At 47.1% G+C, this 18,896-nt stretch carries 18 protein-coding genes and 1 other annotated feature; of the genes, 17 read left to right on the top strand and 1 reads right to left on the bottom strand.

Going from position 1 to position 18,896, the window contains the following annotated elements:
• The first annotated feature begins 268 nt into the window (after window positions 1-268).
• From ftsA to MKZ12_RS20715, 14 genes are all read left to right on the top strand, one after another.
• Window positions 269-1,555 carry a cell division protein FtsA gene (gene ftsA / locus MKZ12_RS20780; RefSeq protein WP_339256419.1) on the top strand — a complete coding sequence of 429 codons (1,287 nt, stop codon included), beginning with the start codon at window positions 269-271 and terminating at the stop codon, window positions 1,553-1,555.
• Window positions 1,556-1,705: 150 nt separating this feature from the next.
• Window positions 1,706-2,821: a cell division protein FtsZ gene (ftsZ, locus tag MKZ12_RS20775; RefSeq protein WP_253439311.1), complete on the top strand. Its 1,116-nt coding sequence runs from the start codon at window positions 1,706-1,708 to the stop codon at window positions 2,819-2,821.
• A 262-nt stretch (window positions 2,822-3,083) separates the two neighbouring features.
• Entirely contained in the window at window positions 3,084-4,064 is a 981-nt protein-coding gene (gene spoIIGA / locus MKZ12_RS20770; protein ID WP_339256417.1) for a sigma-E processing peptidase SpoIIGA, read from the top strand.
• A gap of 11 nt (window positions 4,065-4,075) precedes the next feature.
• The gene (sigE, locus tag MKZ12_RS20765) at window positions 4,076-4,798 is read left to right on the top strand and encodes an RNA polymerase sporulation sigma factor SigE (RefSeq protein ID WP_017687308.1); all 723 of its coding nucleotides are present in this window, start codon (window positions 4,076-4,078) and stop codon (window positions 4,796-4,798) included.
• Window positions 4,799-4,909: 111 nt separating this feature from the next.
• Window positions 4,910-5,692, top strand: a complete 783-nt coding sequence (gene sigG, locus MKZ12_RS20760) for an RNA polymerase sporulation sigma factor SigG (protein ID WP_017687309.1) — start codon at window positions 4,910-4,912, stop codon at window positions 5,690-5,692.
• A 174-nt stretch (window positions 5,693-5,866) separates the two neighbouring features.
• Window positions 5,867-6,259: a YlmC/YmxH family sporulation protein gene (locus MKZ12_RS20755; RefSeq protein WP_251035120.1), complete on the top strand. Its 393-nt coding sequence runs from the start codon at window positions 5,867-5,869 to the stop codon at window positions 6,257-6,259.
• A gap of 51 nt (window positions 6,260-6,310) precedes the next feature.
• A complete protein-coding gene (pgeF, locus tag MKZ12_RS20750; protein WP_339256411.1) occupies window positions 6,311-7,210 on the top strand; it encodes a peptidoglycan editing factor PgeF in 900 nt (299 codons plus the stop codon).
• A gap of 5 nt (window positions 7,211-7,215) precedes the next feature.
• Window positions 7,216-7,917 carry a YggS family pyridoxal phosphate-dependent enzyme gene (locus MKZ12_RS20745; RefSeq protein WP_339256409.1) on the top strand — a complete coding sequence of 234 codons (702 nt, stop codon included), beginning with the start codon at window positions 7,216-7,218 and terminating at the stop codon, window positions 7,915-7,917.
• On the top strand, window positions 7,908-8,375 hold the full coding sequence (locus MKZ12_RS20740) for a cell division protein SepF (RefSeq protein ID WP_253439303.1): 468 nt from the start codon (window positions 7,908-7,910) through the stop codon (window positions 8,373-8,375). Before MKZ12_RS20745 ends, MKZ12_RS20740 begins: the two co-directional genes overlap by 10 nt.
• Before the next feature lie 16 nt (window positions 8,376-8,391).
• Window positions 8,392-8,652 carry a YggT family protein gene (locus MKZ12_RS20735; RefSeq protein ID WP_090810047.1) on the top strand — a complete coding sequence of 87 codons (261 nt, stop codon included), beginning with the start codon at window positions 8,392-8,394 and terminating at the stop codon, window positions 8,650-8,652.
• 238 nt (window positions 8,653-8,890) lie between these two features.
• Window positions 8,891-9,673, top strand: a complete 783-nt coding sequence (locus MKZ12_RS20730) for a YlmH/Sll1252 family protein (RefSeq protein WP_339256407.1) — start codon at window positions 8,891-8,893, stop codon at window positions 9,671-9,673.
• A gap of 147 nt (window positions 9,674-9,820) precedes the next feature.
• Window positions 9,821-10,330, top strand: a complete 510-nt coding sequence (locus tag MKZ12_RS20725; RefSeq protein WP_339235898.1) for a DivIVA domain-containing protein — start codon at window positions 9,821-9,823, stop codon at window positions 10,328-10,330.
• Window positions 10,331-10,387: 57 nt separating this feature from the next.
• Window positions 10,388-10,680 (top strand) — a binding site (T-box leader).
• A 772-nt stretch (window positions 10,681-11,452) separates the two neighbouring features.
• Complete coding sequence (gene ileS / locus MKZ12_RS20720; protein ID WP_339235896.1) at window positions 11,453-14,551, top strand: isoleucine--tRNA ligase; 3,099 nt, start codon at window positions 11,453-11,455, stop codon at window positions 14,549-14,551.
• Between the two features lie 165 nt (window positions 14,552-14,716).
• Window positions 14,717-15,076 (top strand): DUF5665 domain-containing protein, encoded by a 360-nt coding sequence (locus MKZ12_RS20715; protein WP_339235894.1) that lies wholly within the window; start codon window positions 14,717-14,719, stop codon window positions 15,074-15,076.
• Between the two features lie 30 nt (window positions 15,077-15,106).
• Here the strand turns inward: MKZ12_RS20715 and MKZ12_RS20710 are convergent, their stop codons facing one another.
• Complete coding sequence (locus tag MKZ12_RS20710) at window positions 15,107-15,844, bottom strand: TraR/DksA C4-type zinc finger protein (protein WP_339256405.1); 738 nt, start codon at window positions 15,842-15,844, stop codon at window positions 15,107-15,109.
• Window positions 15,845-16,066: 222 nt separating this feature from the next.
• On the opposite strand from MKZ12_RS20710, the gene lspA reads away from it, so the two are divergent.
• The 3 genes from lspA (at window position 16,067) to MKZ12_RS20695 (ending at window position 18,880) form a co-directional block, all read left to right on the top strand.
• Complete coding sequence (lspA, locus tag MKZ12_RS20705; RefSeq protein ID WP_091028497.1) at window positions 16,067-16,561, top strand: signal peptidase II; 495 nt, start codon at window positions 16,067-16,069, stop codon at window positions 16,559-16,561.
• The gene (locus MKZ12_RS20700) at window positions 16,545-17,516 is read left to right on the top strand and encodes an RluA family pseudouridine synthase (RefSeq protein ID WP_339261479.1); all 972 of its coding nucleotides are present in this window, start codon (window positions 16,545-16,547) and stop codon (window positions 17,514-17,516) included. The genes lspA and MKZ12_RS20700 overlap by 17 nt, the downstream gene beginning before the upstream one ends.
• A 110-nt stretch (window positions 17,517-17,626) precedes the next feature.
• A complete protein-coding gene (locus tag MKZ12_RS20695) occupies window positions 17,627-18,880 on the top strand; it encodes an LL-diaminopimelate aminotransferase (RefSeq protein WP_036674844.1) in 1,254 nt (417 codons plus the stop codon).
• Window positions 18,881-18,896 lie beyond the last annotated feature (16 nt).

Here is an 18,896-nt window from a genome sequence, read left to right as displayed (position 1 = left end):
ATATGAAAGCCTAGGCTGGTCGGGGGTTGGGCCCCGTCAGAGCAATGAAACTTGTTCTTTCTGAGATGAAGAAAAAATGATACACTTGAACTTATGGCACATGAGTTGCCTCCTTCTTTTTTCTTCAAGGTTTTATGTCTCGCAACCAGATTTTGACACCCAAAAACATTGTAGAAAAAAGAGGGAAAGCCTGAAGTGTGTTGAATATGTTTTAAGAGTGTTTAAATTCGAACGTAATTTACTATTGGAGTCAGGAGGTGCCACAGACTTGAGCAACAATGACATCATTGTTAGTTTGGACATCGGTACATCCAAAATTCGCGCTATTATTGGGGAAATGAATAATGGAACCTTTAATATTATAGGAGTTGGATCTGCCGACTCGGAGGGAATTCGCAAAGGTGTAATCGTAGATATCGATCAGACGGTGCAGTCGATCCGCAACGCAGTGGATCATGCAGAACGTATGGTGGGTATTCAAATATCCGAAGTGTATGTTGGAATCTCGGGAAATCATATCGGACTGATGAGCAGTCACGGTGTCGTGGCTGTTTCTAACGAGGATCGTGAAATCGGAGAAGAAGACATGGAACGGGTGTTGAAAGCAGCCGAAGTAATTGCAGTTCCGCCGGAACGGGAAATTATTGATGTTGTCGCCAAGCAATATGTTGTAGATGGCTTGGAGGGCATACAGGACCCCCGTGGAATGATTGGTGTTCGTCTGGAAGTTGAAGCAACGATCATTACGGGTGCAAAAACCGCGATACATAATCTTTTGCGCTGCGTGGAAAAAGCGGGTCTGAAAGTAAGCGATCTGGTTCTCATGTCGCTCGGAGCGGGTCAACTGGCTTTGTCCAAAGATGAAAAAACGATGGGTTCAGTGCTTGTGGATATTGGAGCAGGTGCAACAACCATCGCCATTTTTGAAGAGGACAGTCTTGTTGCAACATCAACATTGCCTATTGGTGGGGAATTCGTAACGAATGATATCGCCTATGGCTTACGCACGTTGACGGATCAGGCGGAGAAGGTGAAACTGAAATACGGATGCGCCTGGTTGGATGATGCTGCTGCGGATGTGATGTTCAAAGTAACCCGAATCGGCAGTAATGTAGACAAGGAATTTTCACAGGAGGATCTGGCGGCTATTATTGAACCTAGGGTTCAGGAAATATTCCAGATGATCTCTCAAGAAGTGAAGCGTCTTGGTTACAACGAGCTTCCTGGAGGTTATATACTAACGGGAGGTACGGTCTCTATGCCTGGGGTTCTGCAGGTCGCTCAGCATGAGCTTGCGGCTTCAGTACGAGTTGCAGTTCCGGATTACATTGGTGTGCGTGACCCTGGCTATACAAGCGGAGTCGGCATATTGCACAGTGTAATTCGCAGTTTGCGCATTCGTCCCTCGATCAATAACGGCGGTGGAAATAACAACAATAACAATAATAATAATAAGAAACCGACCAACCGTCCGAAGCCAAATACGGTTCAGGAATCGGAGCAAAAACCTGGTCTGTTCGAACGGCTGAAGAATATGTTCAGTGAATTTATATAACAGGTTGGATCCATTTCATACATTCTTAAAGCCGTCTGAATGCGCGGGTACTAACATAAACGCTTTCGTTCGTCGATATATGAAATTGATTCGGTTCAAAGCAAAAATTGGACGGGCCATCCATGCACATTGAGGGGGAGATGGAATAATATGTTGGAATTTGATTTCGAGATGGAGAGCTTGGCTCAAATTAAAGTCATCGGTGTAGGCGGCGGCGGAAGCAATGCAGTCAACCGTATGATTGAAAATGGTGTACAAGGTGTTGAATTTATTACGGTGAACACGGATGCTCAGGCATTACACCTGGCGAAATCCGAGCATAAATTGCAAATCGGTGATAAATTGACTCGTGGTCTTGGTGCTGGCGCCAACCCGGATGTAGGTAAAAAAGCAGCGGAAGAGTCCCGCGATCTGATCATGAACACGTTGAAAGGTGCAGACATGGTATTTGTTACAGCCGGTATGGGCGGTGGTACAGGTACAGGTGCGGCTCCAGTTATTGCCGAAATCGCTAAAGAGTGTGGTGCACTTACAGTGGGTGTCGTAACTCGCCCATTTACATTTGAAGGACGTAAACGTTCCAGCCATGCAGAGCAAGGTATTGAAGCTCTCAAGGAAAAAGTGGACACGCTGATCGTTATTCCGAATGATCGGTTGCTCGAAATTGTAGACAAAAAGACACCGATGCTTGAAGCATTCCGTCAAGCGGATAATGTACTTCGTCAAGCGGTACAAGGTATCTCGGATTTGATCGCTGTACCGGGTCTAATCAACCTTGACTTTGCTGACGTCAAAACAATTATGCATGAACGTGGATCTGCTCTTATGGGGATTGGTGAATCAACAGGTGAGAATCGTGCGGCAGAAGCAGCACGCAAAGCCATTATGAGTCCTTTGCTTGAAACATCCATTGAAGGTGCTCGCGGCGTAATTATGAACATTACGGGTGGCGTTAATCTGTCCCTGTATGAAGTGAACGAAGCGGCAGAGATCGTAACTTCTGCTTCCGATCCGGAAGTAAACATGATCTTTGGTGCCATCATCGATGAAGACTTGAAAGAGGAGATCAAGGTTACAGTTATCGCAACTGGTTTCGAAGACAAACCTGCTCCACCTCCACAAGGACGTAAGCCAGCTCCGGCAACAACGGAGACAACCGATACACGTTCGCCGAATCTGCGTCCGTTCGGAAATCAGCCGAGCAATGATCAGCTGGATATTCCGACATTTTTACGCAATCGTTCACGCAATAATAATAACGATTAATACCCAAATCAAATTATGGATAGCCCGGTACTCCTTATGGAGCGACCGGGTTTTTTCTGTTTTTTTAAATATCATAGCATACAGCATTGAACAAATTCTGAACAAAAGGGCTGAGCAATTCCGACAAAAAAAGTTGGAAACACACCCCCATGATTAGACAGACTTTGAACAGGGGTCTCCGTATACTTGTGAATATGCTCATGAATATCAGGATATCGGGATACCGGTATTTCGATATGTTGCGCGCAGGCAGGTGAAGAGTTTGGTTGTGTATGTGGATCTTATTTTTTTGACAAACCTGTGTATTGACGGTGCACTCATCGGCATGACCGCCTGGATGCGAAAAACGAAGCTGGTTTGGTGGCGATGGTTGCTGTCAGCCATTGTGGGCGCATTATACGTGGTTATGATGTTTGTACCGGAGTTTGATTTTATGTTCACTTTTTTGATCAAGTTCGGGTTCTCGCTGGTCATGCTTACGATTGCTTTTGGTTTTAAGGGTCTGCAGGCTTTTACGAGGACGCTCGGTACCTTCTATGTGATTAATTTTGTCGCTGCCGGAGGTATTCTGGGTGTGCATTACATGCTTCAGAGCTCCGGTGAGCTGTTTAACGGCATTTGGTTCACGGCTTCTGGCGGGATATCATTTGATCTGAAGATTGCCTTCTGGTTCACGTTTATCGTATTCTTTGCTGTCCTGTTTGTATTCAAAGCTGTGCAGAGCTCAAAACGGAAAACAGATCGCATGACGACCTATTTGGGTAAAGTTGAGGTCTGCATCGATGAGGTAGTCATTTCTTGTACAGGCCTTCTGGATACGGGCAATCAACTTACAGATCCCTTATCGCGTATGCCAGTCATGGTGATGGAGGTTTCGTTGTGGCAAGACATGTTACCGGCTTCGTGGAAGGGTAGACTCAAGGACGAGGCGCCGGACAACCTTATTATGGAGCTTGATCAGGAAAGTTTTCAGTGGCAGGATCGACTGCGGCTAGTGCCCTATCGAGGCATTAACAAAGGCACTGCGTTTATGCTGGCAATGAAGCCGGACCGGGTGAAGGTGACGATGGGGGAAACATGTTATGAGACGACAAGGGTACTCATTGGGCTGGATGGAGGTGTTTTGTCGTCGGATGGGAAATATCAGGCCGTGATTCATCCTGAACTTGTGCAAGACGCTGCTTCTGCGCAGTCTACGGCTCTCTCTGCGGGAGCAACAGAAAAGCCGCTGAATGTGGTATAGGAGGAACGTACATGCTTGTGAAATGGAAACTGGTGGCGCAGCTGCAATATTACCGTCTGTTATTTTTGTTGGGACTCAAAAGTGAAGAGATCTATTATATCGGGGGAAGTGAGGCACTTCCGCCGCCTTTGACAAGGGAAGAAGAAGAATTTTTACTGCAAAAATTATCTTCGGGAGACTCGGCCATTCGCGCGATGCTCATTGAGCGCAATCTGCGTCTGGTGGTATACATCGCACGCAAGTTTGAGAACACAGGAATCAATATTGAAGATCTGGTCTCCATTGGAGCCATCGGACTGATTAAGGCAGTTAATACATTCGACCCGGAAAAGAAAATCAAACTGGCAACCTATGCTTCACGGTGTATCGAAAATGAAATTTTGATGTACCTGAGACGTAATAGTAAGATCCGAACAGAAGTTTCTTTTGATGAACCACTTAACATTGATTGGGATGGAAATGAACTATTATTATCGGATGTACTGGGTACAGAGAACGATACAATCTATCGGAATATTGAAGAGCAGGTAGACCGAAAACTTTTGCACAAGGCACTGGAAAAATTAACGGAGCGTGAGCGAATGATTATGGAGCTTCGTTTTGGCTTGACGGATGGGGAAGAAAAGACACAAAAGGACGTAGCAGATCTACTTGGAATCTCCCAATCCTACATCTCTCGTCTCGAAAAAAGAATCATTAAAAGACTTCGCAAGGAGTTTAATAAAATGGTCTGAAAACCATCGATCCTCAGAATGGGTATTACTGGCAAGGGTGCCGAGTACGAATAAAAAAGCCTGCCCCGGAGATAATGTACATTAATGTTTCTCCTTGGGAGGTAAATCACGATGACCCGAAACAAAGTCGAGATTTGTGGCGTGGACACCGCAAAATTGCCTGTCCTCACCAACACTGAAATGAGGGAATTGTTTCATTCCCTTCAGCAACACCATGATCGCTCAGCAAGAGAGAAATTAGTGAATGGCAACCTGCGTCTGGTACTCAGTGTCATTCAGCGTTTTAACAATCGGGGGGAGTTTGTCGATGATCTGTTCCAGGTTGGTTGCATCGGCCTGATGAAAGCCATTGATAATTTTGATTTATCCCAGAATGTCAAATTTTCAACCTACGCGGTGCCGATGATTATCGGTGAAATCCGTCGATACCTGCGTGATAATAACCCGATTCGGGTATCTCGCTCCTTGAGGGATATTGCTTACAAAGCGCTTCAGGTCCGTGACAGCCTGACGAATAAAAATTCCCGGGAACCGACGATATTCGAAATTGCGGAAGTACTGAATGTGCCGAAGGAAGATGTTGTTTTTGCATTGGACGCCATTCAGGACCCTGTCTCGCTCTTCGAACCGATTTATCATGATGGTGGAGATCCGATCTATGTTATGGATCAGATCAGCGATGACCGAAACAAAGATGTCTCGTGGATTGAGGAAATTGCGCTGCGCGAAGCGATGCATCGTCTTGGTCAGCGGGAAAAAATGATTTTGTCGATGCGGTTTTTCGAAGGAAAAACCCAGATGGAAGTAGCAGATGAAATTGGCATTTCCCAGGCTCAGGTATCACGTCTGGAGAAATCAGCGATACAACAGATGCAAAAACATGTGAAGTCGTAACACGATGCAAAGGCAGGAGGACGATCAATCGGGGCAGTGTATACCGTTGGTCGTCTTTTTGTATGGAGTCGTTCCCACATTCGATGAAAAACAGGACATTTTTCGCCCCTGAAACATATATTGTATAGAAGCGTGGAGAACGGGCTGAAGAGGAATAACAGGGGGCGGGAATGAATGAAAGTAAATACGAGCGAAGTTGCGGCACGTGGGATGAAAATCTCGGACTTTCAGACTAAGGATGTCATTAATATCACGGATGGTAAACGTCTGGGGCAGATCAGTGATTTGGAGCTGGATCTGAAGCAGGGACGAATTGAAGCGATTGTTGTGCCGGGGTACAGCCGTTTTATGGGTCTCTTTGGAGGGGGAACGGATCTGGTGATTCCCTGGAGAAACATCGTAAAGATTGGTTCGGATGTGATTCTGGTGAAGATGGATGAGGTGAAGGAAAACACATATGATGAGCGTGATCGCGAAGCGCGCCTGTATGATGAACAGCAGCATAACCGCACAGAGCGTGTGGAACGCATTGAACGATCTGACCGTAATCAGCGTCGAACGATATAAATGAGACAGAATGTGGCTCATTTGGTACACTGGAAGTGGTGAGGTGAGAGAATGGAACCCTTTGTAGTGGATAAGGAATTACTTGAACGGACAAAGAACCCCAATTCAGATTTTGGTCCTGATCCGTTATTATTATATGTTGAGCCATGGACACAGCAATTCGAACAGTTGTCAGCCGGGTTTACGACGAGGCATGGTGGAGTGGGAAAAGTTCCGTATGCTACGCTCAATTGTGCCTATCATGTGGGGGACGATCCTGAAGTTGTGCTTAACAACCGCCGGCTTGTGACCGAGAAGATTGGCTTTGCAGCGGAAGCCTGGACCTGTGGAGAGCAGGTGCATGGCAAACATGTAGCAGTAATTACCGCTGAAGATCGGAGCAGAGGATTACTTGATCGTCAGTCGGCGTTGCAGGATACGGATGGATTGGTCACGAATGTGCCGGGTGTGCTGTTGACTTCTTTCTATGCAGACTGTGTCCCGCTGTATTTCTATGACCCTGTACAACAGGCGGTTGGTCTTGCTCATGCCGGTTGGAAAGGCACAGTCGCGGGTATCGCTGTATCCATGGTGGAGACGATGGAACGGGAGTACGGTAGCCGTAGGCAGGACATTCGGGCTGCAATTGGCCCGTCGATTGGGGATTGCTGTTATGAAGTGGATGAGGCGGTCATGCAGCATGTACGGGTTTGGTTTAATGATTCCCCGGTTAATGATGAATACAAGGATTCTGCTCCTAAACAGGCATATCGATCCGTGAATAACGGTAAAACGATGTTAAACTTGAAAGAATGTAATCGACACATTATGATGAAAGCAGGAATATTGCCGGATCATATCGAATGTACAACATGGTGTACAAGTTGTCATCCCGAACTATTTTTCTCCTATCGGAAGGAAAATGGCGTTACAGGGCGGATGGCGAGCTGGATTGGGCTGGAAGAGAGGTGACCTCTGTGTCATTGGAGGAGCGTATACAACAGGTAAATCAGAAGATTGAGGATGCATGTCGGCGCAGTAACCGTCATCGTGATGATGTGAATGTGATTGCGGTCACGAAATATGTCTCACTTGAAACAACGGGATCGGTGCTGGATCATGGTCTTGAGCATATTGGAGAAAATCGGTGGCAGGATGCACAGGCCAAATGGGAAGCTTTTGGTCAACAGGGTACCTGGCATTTTATCGGTCATTTGCAGACGAACAAGGTGAAAGACGTGATCGGCAAGTTTCGTTACATACATTCACTGGATCGTTTGTCATTGGCGAAGGAGTTGGATAAGAAAGCAGCTTCACTTGGCATTCAAGTGGAAACGTTTTTGCAGGTGAATATTTCGGGTGAAGAGAGCAAGAATGGCTTACAGCCTGAACAGGCAAGTTCTTTTTTGCGTGATATTCGTTCGTTCAACAATCTCAAGGTTGTTGGCTTAATGACCATGGCACCTCATGAGGAAGATCCCGAGCTGACGCGTCCCGTATTTCGTGGATTGCGTGAGCTGAGAGATCAATTGAATGGACAAGTCCTTACAGCAGAACCATTAACGGAGCTGTCGATGGGGATGTCCAATGATTTTGAAGTGGCCATTGAAGAAGGGGCAACCTGGGTACGGCTGGGATCGATTCTCGTAGGAAAAGAGGAGGGTTCACGATGGGCGTAATGAATAAATTTATGAATTTCCTCGGACTTCAGGAAGAGGAAGAGATTGTGGAACGTGAACGGATGGCTTCGCAGGAGGAAAATGAGGCTGAACAGCAGGAAGCTGAAACCTCCAGTCTCGATAAACGTAGAAACCAAAGGGGGAATAATGTGGTGAGCATTCATTCCCAGAAAAATGTTAAAGTTGTCCTGTATGAACCGCGTTCTTATGACGAGGCTCAGGAGATTGCCGACCATCTGCGTTCGCATCGTACCGTTGTGGTAAACCTGCAGCGGATACGTCAGGACCAAGCGCTGCGTGTTATAGATTTTTTGAGTGGCACGGTATACGCATTGGGTGGCGGTATTTCCAAAATCGGCGGAAACATTTTTCTCTGCACGCCAGATACGGTTGAAATTCAGGGATCAATTACGGAAATACTGGCTGACAGCGAGCAAGATTATAACAGAATGAGGTGAGCCACTTTTGTATCAGATTGAAAGCGTGCTGTACACGTTATACCAGATTTACTTTTACATGGTCATCGTCTACATATTGATGTCTTGGCTTCCCAATGCGCGGGAAAGCTTCATTGGTGAATGGCTAGGTAAGTTTGTGGAACCATATCTAAGACCATTCCGTCGATTTATCCCACCTTTGTTCGGTGTACTGGATATTTCCCCGATTGTGGCGCTGATCGTTCTGCAACTTGCGCTTAATGGATTGATCTCCATACTTCGGTATTTTGTATATTAGAGGTTGTTCAAAAAGTCCGCTTTTAATTACGAAGGATGCCTAGTGGCATCGTCAGCATCGAATATGGAATTCAGCCGAAATAAGTGGGAGGCTTACGAACAATGTTTCCTTCGGAAACATTGTGGTTGCTCACGTAGTTTTCTCTACGCTCCGCTGCTCCATTTCTAGCTTTATCCCATCTTCTCGGTACTGAAAACCGGTCTTTTTGAACACGGACTATTAGGGTAGGGTGACATAGATGAGCGGTGAAATTTACGAACATTTTAGCCATGATGAGCGAGATTTCGTAGATAAGGCTTCAGATTGGGTTGAGGGTGCAGGCAAGTATCATGAGATGAAGCTAACTGACTTTCTTGACCCAAGACAGGTGTTTATCTTACAAACTCTTGTCAATCGTCGTAATGACGTACAGATTCGTCTGGATGGTGGTTACGAGGCTGCTGAGCGAAAGCGTGCGCTGGTTGCACCTGATTACATGTATCTGGATGATGAGGATATGGGTATGCAGGTGCTCAGCATCACGTCTGATGATCAGAAAATCTCAGAGCTGGAGCACGGGGACTATATGGGTTCCCTGCTCGGACTTGGGATGAAACGTGGAAAGATCGGGGATATCCAAGTGCTGGAGGACGGTTGCCATACAGTGGTGGCGGCGGAAACCGGCGCTTTTTTATCGCTTCAACTGAATCAGGTGCATCGGTTACATGTGTTCACAGAGTTACTTCCTTTGGAACAGATGCGGTGGTCAGAGAACAAACTGGAGACGATGGACATTACAGTCGCTTCGCTTCGTTTGGATGGAATCTGTGCAGATGTATACCGGCTTAGTCGCAGTAAAGTGTTGGTGCCAATCAAAGCTGGACGCTGTCGTGTAAACTGGAAGGTTGAGGAAGATCCGTCCAAATCACTAAAAGCGGGTGATGTCGTATCCATTCAGGGATTTGGCCGCTTCAAGGTCATTGAACAGGATGGGATGACCAAAAAAGGACGATGCCGAGTGAAAATCGGCAAATTTGCCTGAGTCTGTTGCAGGAAAATCCGCTTTCTTGTCGAAATGTTTATCATAAAGGTGTAGAAAATACGCGGTGTATCCGATATACATTAAGTCAAAGATTTATGCTGCAAACCTTCTCTGGACGGGAAGGAACTTTTACAGGAGGTGGACAGCATGCCATTAACGCCGCTGGACATACACAACAAGGAATTTTCCCGACGTTTGCGCGGGTATGACGAGGATGAAGTCAATGAATTCCTGGATCAAGTCATCAAAGATTATGAAGGCGTCATTCGCGAGAACAAAGAGCTGAGCAATCAGTTGCTGTCCGTTCAGGAAAAGCTGGATCATTTTGCAACGATTGAAGAAACGCTCAGCAAAACAATCATTATTGCGCAGGAAGCTGCTGATGATGTGAAGAATAATGCGAAGAAAGAAGCGCAGTTGATCGTGAAGGAAGCAGAGAAAAATGCAGACCGGATCGTGAACGAAGCGTTGGGTAAATCACGAAAGATTGCTTTGGAAGTAGAGGAACTGAAAAAGCAGGCATCGATCTATCGTGCCCGTTTCCGCACGCTTGTTGAAGCGCAGCTTGAACTGTTGACTCAGGATGGTTGGGAAGTGCTGGAGAGCCGGGAGCAGGAAGTGCGTGACCGTGAGCGGGAGATGAAAGAAATTTATTAGTCTGTCGCCTGGTTGACTTTTGTCTGCAAAGAGGCTATAACTATATTCATAATGAATAGTGATTCCATGACGGGTTCAGTACGTTATGATCTCATCCCTCAGAGAGTTGGTGGTTGGTGCAAACCAATGGATGAGTTATAGCCGAATATCTCCCCGGAGAAGTGACGCTGAAGCGGTGATCGTGATTGCCGTGTGTAAGCCGAACCGTAAGCCGTACGTTATAACGGCACCCTGCGGTAGTTTAGCGGGGCATAAGCGCTGTTGATGACAGAGCATACCCAGGCTTGCCTGGATGTGGTTTGTGATGAACAGAATTAGGGTGGTAACGCGAGTATAGCCTCGTCCCTTTCCAGGGATGGGGCTTTTTTGTGTCCAAAAAAGGCGAACGTCCATGAGGCCCGCAGGGACCTCAGGTAGAGAGCCGCCCGCCGGGAGAGCAAAGCACCCGGCACACAGGGTTCGCTAAGGCGAACGTCCATGAGGCCCGAAGGTGCCTCAGGTAGAGAGCCGCCCGCCGGGAGAGCGAAGCACCCGGCACACAGGTTAGCCAAGGCGAACGTTCATGAGGCCCGAAGGTGCCTCAAGGAGAGAGCCGCCCGCCGGGAGAGCGAAGCACCCGGTACAGGGGTTCGCTAAGGCGAACGTCCATGAGGCTCGAAGGTGCCTCAAGGAGAGAGCCACCCGCCGGGGGAGCGAAGCGCCCGGCACACAGGGTTCGCTAAGGCGAACGTTCATGAGGCCCGAAGGTGCCTCAAGGAGAGAGCCACCCGCCGGGAGAGCGAAGCACCCGGCACACGGGTTTCGCTAAGGCGAACGTTCATGAGGCCCGAAGGTGCCTCAAGGAGAGAGCCGCCCGCCGGGAGAGCGAAGCACCCGGCAACACCCGCCTCGCGGTAAGGCCATGCGGCGTTCACGCAGGGAACAAGCCGCAAAATGGCCGTCACCACGCACATAAACCCTCGCCCACAAGCGGCGCAACTGTCCCCCAATCGACAAGCCATCCCGGGTGTCCAGAGGGCGGAGCGCCTATGGGGTCCCCCTTGGCAAGGGGGATTTAGGGGGATTGAAACGCTTTTTGTGGACGGTCCACAATCTTAACCAAAGAAAGGGAAGATGATCACCATGCAACGAGTTGACGTCAAAGAGAAGGCACGTGCCAGAGAATTACGCGTGTTGGATAAATGGAAAACGGAGAATACATTTAGAAGATCCATCGAAAACCGCGAGGGCAAGCCAAACTTTGTATTTTATGAAGGGCCGCCTACAGCGAACGGAAAACCGCATATCGGTCACGTACTGGGACGCGTAATCAAGGATTTCGTCGGTCGTTATAACACGATGAAGGGTTACCGTGTTGTTCGTAAAGCGGGTTGGGATACACACGGCCTGCCCGTAGAACTGGGTGTACAGAAGAAGCTTGGCATCTCCCACAAGTGGGAAATCGAAGATTACGGTGTGGAGAAATTCATTAACGAATGTAAAGCGAGTGTATTCGAGTACGAGCAACAATGGCGTGATCTGACAGAGGGTATCGGATATTGGACAGATATGGATAACCCATATATCACCCTTGATAACAACTACATTGAGAGTGTATGGAACATCCTCGCGACAATCCATGAGAAAGGCCTGCTGTATCGGGGCCATCGTGTGAGCCCGTATTGCCCATCTTGCCAGACGACACTGAGTTCCCATGAGGTTGCACAAGGGTACAAAGACGTCAAAGACCTGAGCGCTACAGCAAAATTCAAGCTGAATGACAGCGGAGAATTCGTGCTTGCTTGGACAACGACACCTTGGACGCTGCCTTCACACGTCGCACTTGCCGTGAATCCGGATATGGACTACTCCCGTGTTCGTCAAGGTGATGAAGTGTACATCATGGCAACGAATTTGGTAGAGAAAGTAATGAAAGATACCAAGGGTGAGTATGAGATCATTGGTGCACTGAAAGGTGCCGATCTGGTTGGCAAAACGTATGATCCTCCGTTCAACTACGTTCAGGCTGAGAAAGCCAACATCATTCTGGGTGCAGGCTTTGTAACGGATGCAAGTGGTACGGGTATCGTACACATGGCTCCTGCCCATGGTGAAGATGACTACCGTGTGTGCCGTGAAAATGGTATCAGCTTTGTGAACATGGTGGACCTGGAAGGTAAATTTGTCGCTGAGGTTACTGACTTTGCCGGACGTTTCGTGAAGGATTGTGATATTGATATCGTGCGATATCTGTCTGAGAATGGACGTTTGTTCAGCAAAGAAAAATATGAGCACAGCTATCCATTCTGCTGGCGTTGTGATACACCGCTTCTGTACTATGCAATGGACAGTTGGTTTATCCAAACAACAGCCATCAAGGACCAATTGATTGCCAACAACAGTGAAGTGGATTGGTACCCAGGTCATGTTCGTGAAGGTCGCTTCGGGAAATTCCTTGAGGATCTGGTGGATTGGAACATCAGCCGTGATCGTTATTGGGGAACTCCGCTGAACATCTGGGTGTGCGAGGAGACTGGTGAACAATTTGCTCCACACAGCATTGCAGAATTACGTGCCCGTGCGGTAGGGGATGTGCCTGAGAATCTTGAATTGCATAAACCGTATGTGGATGACGTTAAAGTCATGAGCTCTTGTGGCAAATATGAGATGAAACGTACACCGGAAGTGATCGATGTCTGGTTCGACAGCGGCTCCATGCCGTTTGCCCAGCAGCACTATCCATTTGAAAATAAAGAAGTCTTCGAACAGCAGTATCCTGCTGATATGATCTGTGAGGGAATTGACCAGACACGTGGCTGGTTCTACAGCTTGCTGGCGGTTTCTACCCTTTTGACAGGCAAAGCGCCTTACAAAGCAGTTATGGCTACAGGACACGTTCTTGATGAGAACGGACAGAAGATGTCCAAATCCAAAGGTAACGTGATCGATCCTTGGGAAGTAATTGAAGAATACGGTACCGATGCATTCCGCTGGGCTTTGTTGTCTGACAGTGCACCGTGGAACAGTAAACGTTTCTCCAAAGGGATCGTAGGCGAAGCCAAATCCAAAATGGTGGATACACTGGTTAACACCCATGCATTCCTGACGCTATATGCTACCATCGATGGATTTGATCCACAGGAGCATCCGTTCCAACTGTCCGCACACAAGCTGGATCGCTGGATTCTGTCGAGGCTGAACAGTCTGATTCTGGTTGTAGAAAAAGCGTTGTTGGTTAACGACTACCTGAACTCCTCCAAAGCGATTGAAGCATTTGTCGATGAGCTGAGTAACTGGTATATCCGTCGTTCCCGTGACCGGTTCTGGGGAAGTGGCCTGACAGAGGATAAACTGGATGCTTACCGCACATTGACTGAGGTATTGGTGACTACTGCAAAACTGGTTGCTCCGTTTACACCGATGCTCGCCGAAGATATCTATCTGAACCTTGCAACAGGCGAGAGTGTGCACATGGAAGATTATCCGGTAGCCAATGAATCTCTAATTGATGCAGGACTGGAACAGGATATGGAGACGGCTCGCCGTGTGGTTGAACTTGCCCGTAACGTTCGTAACGAAACCGGCATCAAGACACGTCAGCCGCTGTCCGAATTGATTGTTTCTCTGGATAAAGGCTTTGACCTGGCAAGTTACGAAGAGATCATCAAGGAAGAGATCAATGTAAAAGGAATCCGTACGGAGCATAACGATGCGGAATTCGTTGACTTTACATTGAAGCTGAACCTGAAAGTTGCAGGTAAGAAATACGGTAAAAACGTAGGATTCCTGCAAAACTTCTTCAAGGGAATGTCGGCCGATGAGACGCGTAAAGTGGTTTCGGAAGGTGTGCTGAACATCGTTTCTCCGGAAGGCGAAGAGCTGCAAGTGACGAGCGAAGAATTATTGGTTGATAAACAGGCCAAATCAGGTTTTGCTTCAGCATCAGGTTACGGTCTGACGGTTGCGCTTAATACTGAAATTACAGCAGCACTGGAACAAGAAGGCTGGGTTCGTGAAGTGGTTCGTGCTGTGCAGGATACCCGGAAACGACTGGACTTGCCGATTGAGAAAAGAGTACGTTTGACACTGGATGTGGATACATCCCTACAGGAAGCTATTCAGGCGTTTGATGATGTGTTGCGTGAGAATGTTCTCGTAACCGAAGTGACATTTGGCTCGAATGAGTCCATGGAACGTGTTGAAGCCGGAGGCAAATCGATCGGTATTTACATCGAAGCATAATTCGAAGCATTTTCCATTCAACAGTGAGAGCGTATAGAGCATAAACAAACGAGCCGCAGAGGCAGGGACATTTTCCCTGATTCTGGGCTCGTTTGTTTTTTAGGCAAAAAGGAAATGATTCTATAGTGCAGTCAATCTATATTGATCAAAGGAACTGACCAAAACATGAGCGAACATGACAAGCAAACAGCAACGGCGGCTACACCATCAACATCAGATCATCTGAATTCACATGACAAAATTGAAGAGCTGCATACCCTGACTAACCGTCTGGCGAATGAACTGGAACGTTCACGGATTGCGCAATACACAGAATTGCTGAACAGACCATGGAAATTAATCGGACTTAACTTGTTGTCTGGAGCCGCACGAGGTGTGGGGATCGCCATTGGTTTTACCTTTTTCGCAGCAACAATTATTTACGTTTTACAGCTACTCGGGGCGCTCAATCTTCCCATTGTTGGAGACTACATCGCTGATATTGTGCGTATTGTCCAGCGTCAGCTTGATATGAACACCTATTAAGCAATTAAGGTGAATGATATTGAGTTACAGTTAGTAAATGTCATCCGTCTCCATATCCGGTTCTAACAGACCCTCGCCCTCACGGTTCTCCAGATACTGGCGATATTGCCGATTGCGCACGATGGATACGTCATGACCATAGATGTCTGTTGCAACGAAGCTTTCATAGGCTTCAACGCAGCCCTCCACTTCATCGGTGGCTTCAATGGCCATAACATCATAGCTGTCGATATCTCGATCTTCAGCCATGGCTGGTGAGTTCGATGTGCCCCAGCTTTCAACAATCTGCCAGGTGTCCTCACCATCGAAGCCGTTTTGGTCATCACGCTCGTCCAGACTGGTTCGACCGAATGCCGGGGCGAGGAACTCTTCCTCTACAGGGCGGTTTTCGGAGACAACGGTTTCCGGTTGATGTTTTTTGCAGTATTTCGTATAAGGAACAGCTTCCATGCGTTCATAAGGAATGGGTTGCTGGCAGACTGCACATGTACCATAATTTCCTTCTTCGATGGAGTGCAGTGCAGAATCGATTCGCTCCAATTGGAATTCATCATGTTCCAACAGGGAAATATCCTTTTCGCGCTCATACACTTCCGTGGCTAAGTCGCCAGGATGGTTATCAATCGGTGATAGTTCACCTGTCTGTAGTTTAAGGGAGTCTCCAAGGCCATAATGCTCGTTTTCCGACAGTCTATGTTCAATATCGCGCTTATCGGACATCAGTTGGGAACGTAAAAAATGCAGTTGTTCGGCAGTAAAATGTGACATGATTTTCCCCTTTCTGATTTCATGCTGGAATCCGGATGTTGACTCTATTGTAGGATGTGCCATTATGGGCAAGATTACAGAAGGGAAATGTTATCGTTTTTGCCATAAGCATTGTGATATAGCCGCGTCGTGGACGATTTCCAAACAGCTGTGCTACAATAAACAAGTCTGGCGTAAGCCTGGTATCGTTTGGAAAAGACAAGAACGGAGTGACAAACAAACGTGGTGTATTATATCCTCGCTTTTATCGTATTTTTATTGGATCAGGGAACCAAGTATCTGATTGCAACCCGGATGGAACTCAGAGAAGAAATTCCGGTAATCGGCAATTTCTTTGTCATCACATCACATCGTAACTCAGGAGCAGCTTTTGGCATTCTGCAGGACCAGCGTTGGTTCTTTATCGTGGTTACGTTGATTGTGGTCGTTGCCTTGATTTGGTATTTGCAAAAAGTAAAAGATACCCCGCACAAATTGCTGCCTGTGGCGCTTAGTTTGGTGCTTGGTGGAGCAATTGGCAACTTCCTTGACCGGGCATTGACCGGAGAAGTTGTGGATTTTGTACAACTTAATTTTGGAAGTTATACGTTTCCCATTTTTAACATCGCAGACTCTGCAATCTGCATCGGTGTAGCGTTGATCATTGTGGAGACGTTACTTGAAGGACGGCGCGAAAAAGCTGCCGCGAAGATTGAAGGGAATGAACATCATGAGTAATCCGAATAAGGAACAGATTAACGACGAAGAACTAATGAATGGCAATGAACGTATGGAATGGACCGTTGCCGCTGAACATAAAAAAGAACGAATTGACAAATATATTACGGAAGCGGTAGATAACGTATCTCGCTCCCAAGTTCAATTGTGGATCGGAGACGGAATGGTTACGGTCAATGGTGCTGTGGTTAAAGCCAATGCCAAGTTATCCGAAGGGGATCTGGTCGAGTTACAGATTCCAGAACCAACAGCTGTGGAGATCGTTGCCGAAGATATTCCACTGGAAGTGGTATATGAAGATAGCGACTTGATCGTGATTAACAAACAGCGTGGTCTTGTGGTGCATCCAGCACCAGGACATACGTCCGGTACCCTCGTTAATGCACTCATGTATCACTGCAATGACCTCTCGGGTATTAATGGGGAGTTGCGCCCTGGTATTGTGCATCGTATCGATAAGGATACATCCGGCCTGATCATGGCTGCCAAGAACGATCGTGCTCATGCATCACTGGCTGCTCAGTTGAAAGACCATACGGTGAATAGACGTTATATTGCGCTCGTGCATGGTCATCTTAACCATGATCAAGGGACCATTGATGCACCAATTGGACGAGATACCAATGACCGCAAAATGTATACGGTCACGGATCGTAACAGTAAACATGCCGTTACGCATTTTACTGTTACAGAGCGCATTAAAGATTACACCTTACTTGAACTGAAACTGGAGACAGGACGTACTCACCAGATTCGGGTTCACATGAAATTTATTGGTCACCCGCTTGTAGGAGATCCAACGTACGGACGGAATAAAGGCATCAAAATGCAAGGACAGGCACTTCATGCGGCCATTCTTGGATTTGTGCATCCAACAACGGGAGAATATCTTGAATTCTCAGCTCCGCTTCCTCAGGATATAGAAGACGTTCTGGCCTCACTACGCAGTCGTTAACCGTTCCAAGAAAGTACAAATGTTCGGATACTTTGTCCATGGCTTTGATCACGCAAATGCTTCATATTAAAGTGTAGAAATTTGCGTCAAATGAGGAGATGAACAACGTTATGAGTATCGATAAATACCAAGAAACTTACATTCAGACTAATTTTGCCGACCGTATCGGTGGCTCCAACTATGGTAAAGACACGAACATTTATAAATTCGAGAAAATCAAACGTGCCAAAGCTTCGGCCAAAAAAGATTTTCCCGATGTGGAACTGATTGACCTTGGTGTAGGTGAACCGGATGAAATGGCAGATGCAGGCATTGTAGCTGCACTTGCTGAAGAAGCTTCCAGACCTGAGAACCGTGGTTATGCCGACAATGGTATTCCTGAATTCAAGGCTGCTGCTGCTTCTTACCTGAAAAACGTATTTAACGTAGAAGGTATCGATGCTGATACTGAAATCGTGCACTCCATTGGTTCCAAACCGGCTTTGGCGATGATGCCTTCATGCTTCATCAATCCGGGTGATGTGACAATCATGACCGTTCCAGGTTACCCGGTTATGGGTACACACACTAAATATCTGGGTGGAGAAGTGTTCAACATTCAATTGACGAAAGAGAACAACTTCCTGCCTGATCTGACGGCTATTCCGGAAGACATCGCAAAGCGTGCGAAGTTGCTCTACCTGAACTACCCGAACAACCCAACAGGCGCAAGCGCAACGGTGGAGTTCTTCACTGAAGTTGTTGAGTGGGCTAAGAAATATAACGTAGTGGTTGTACATGATGCGCCATACGCAGCATTGACGTATGATGGCAAAAAACCGTTCAGCTTCCTGTCCGTACCTGGAGCGAAGGATGTCGGCGTAGAGCTGCACTCTCTATCCAAGTCCTACAACATGACGGGTTGGAGAATCGGATTCGTAGCGGGTAACCCGCTTGTAGTCAAAGCATTCAGCGACGTGAAGGACAACAATGACTCCGGTCAGTTCATTGCGATTCAAAAGGCTGCTGCTTATGGATTGAATCATCCAGAAATTACGGAGAAAATTGCAGAGAAATATTCCCGTCGTCACGACATGCTCGTTGCCGCATTGAACGAACTGGGCTTCCAGGCTGAAAAACCTAAAGGTTCATTCTTCCTGTATGTGGAAGCACCAAAAGGTGTGGTTGGCGGACGTCGCTTTGAATCCGGTGAAGATTTCTCCCAATTCCTGATCCGTGAGAAATTGATCTCATCCGTACCTTGGGATGATGCTGGTAACTTTGTTCGTTTCTCCGTAACCTTTGAAGCTAAAGGTGAAGAAGAAGAGAAACGCGTTATTGCTGAGATCAAACGTCGTCTGAGCGACGTGCAATTCGAATTTTAATTGTAGTACCCTATAG

It is taken from the genome of Paenibacillus sp. FSL R5-0713, from assembly GCF_037973325.1.
GTDB lineage: Bacteria > Bacillota > Bacilli > Paenibacillales > Paenibacillaceae > Paenibacillus.
This window is presented reverse-complemented; position numbering and strand designations above follow the sequence as displayed.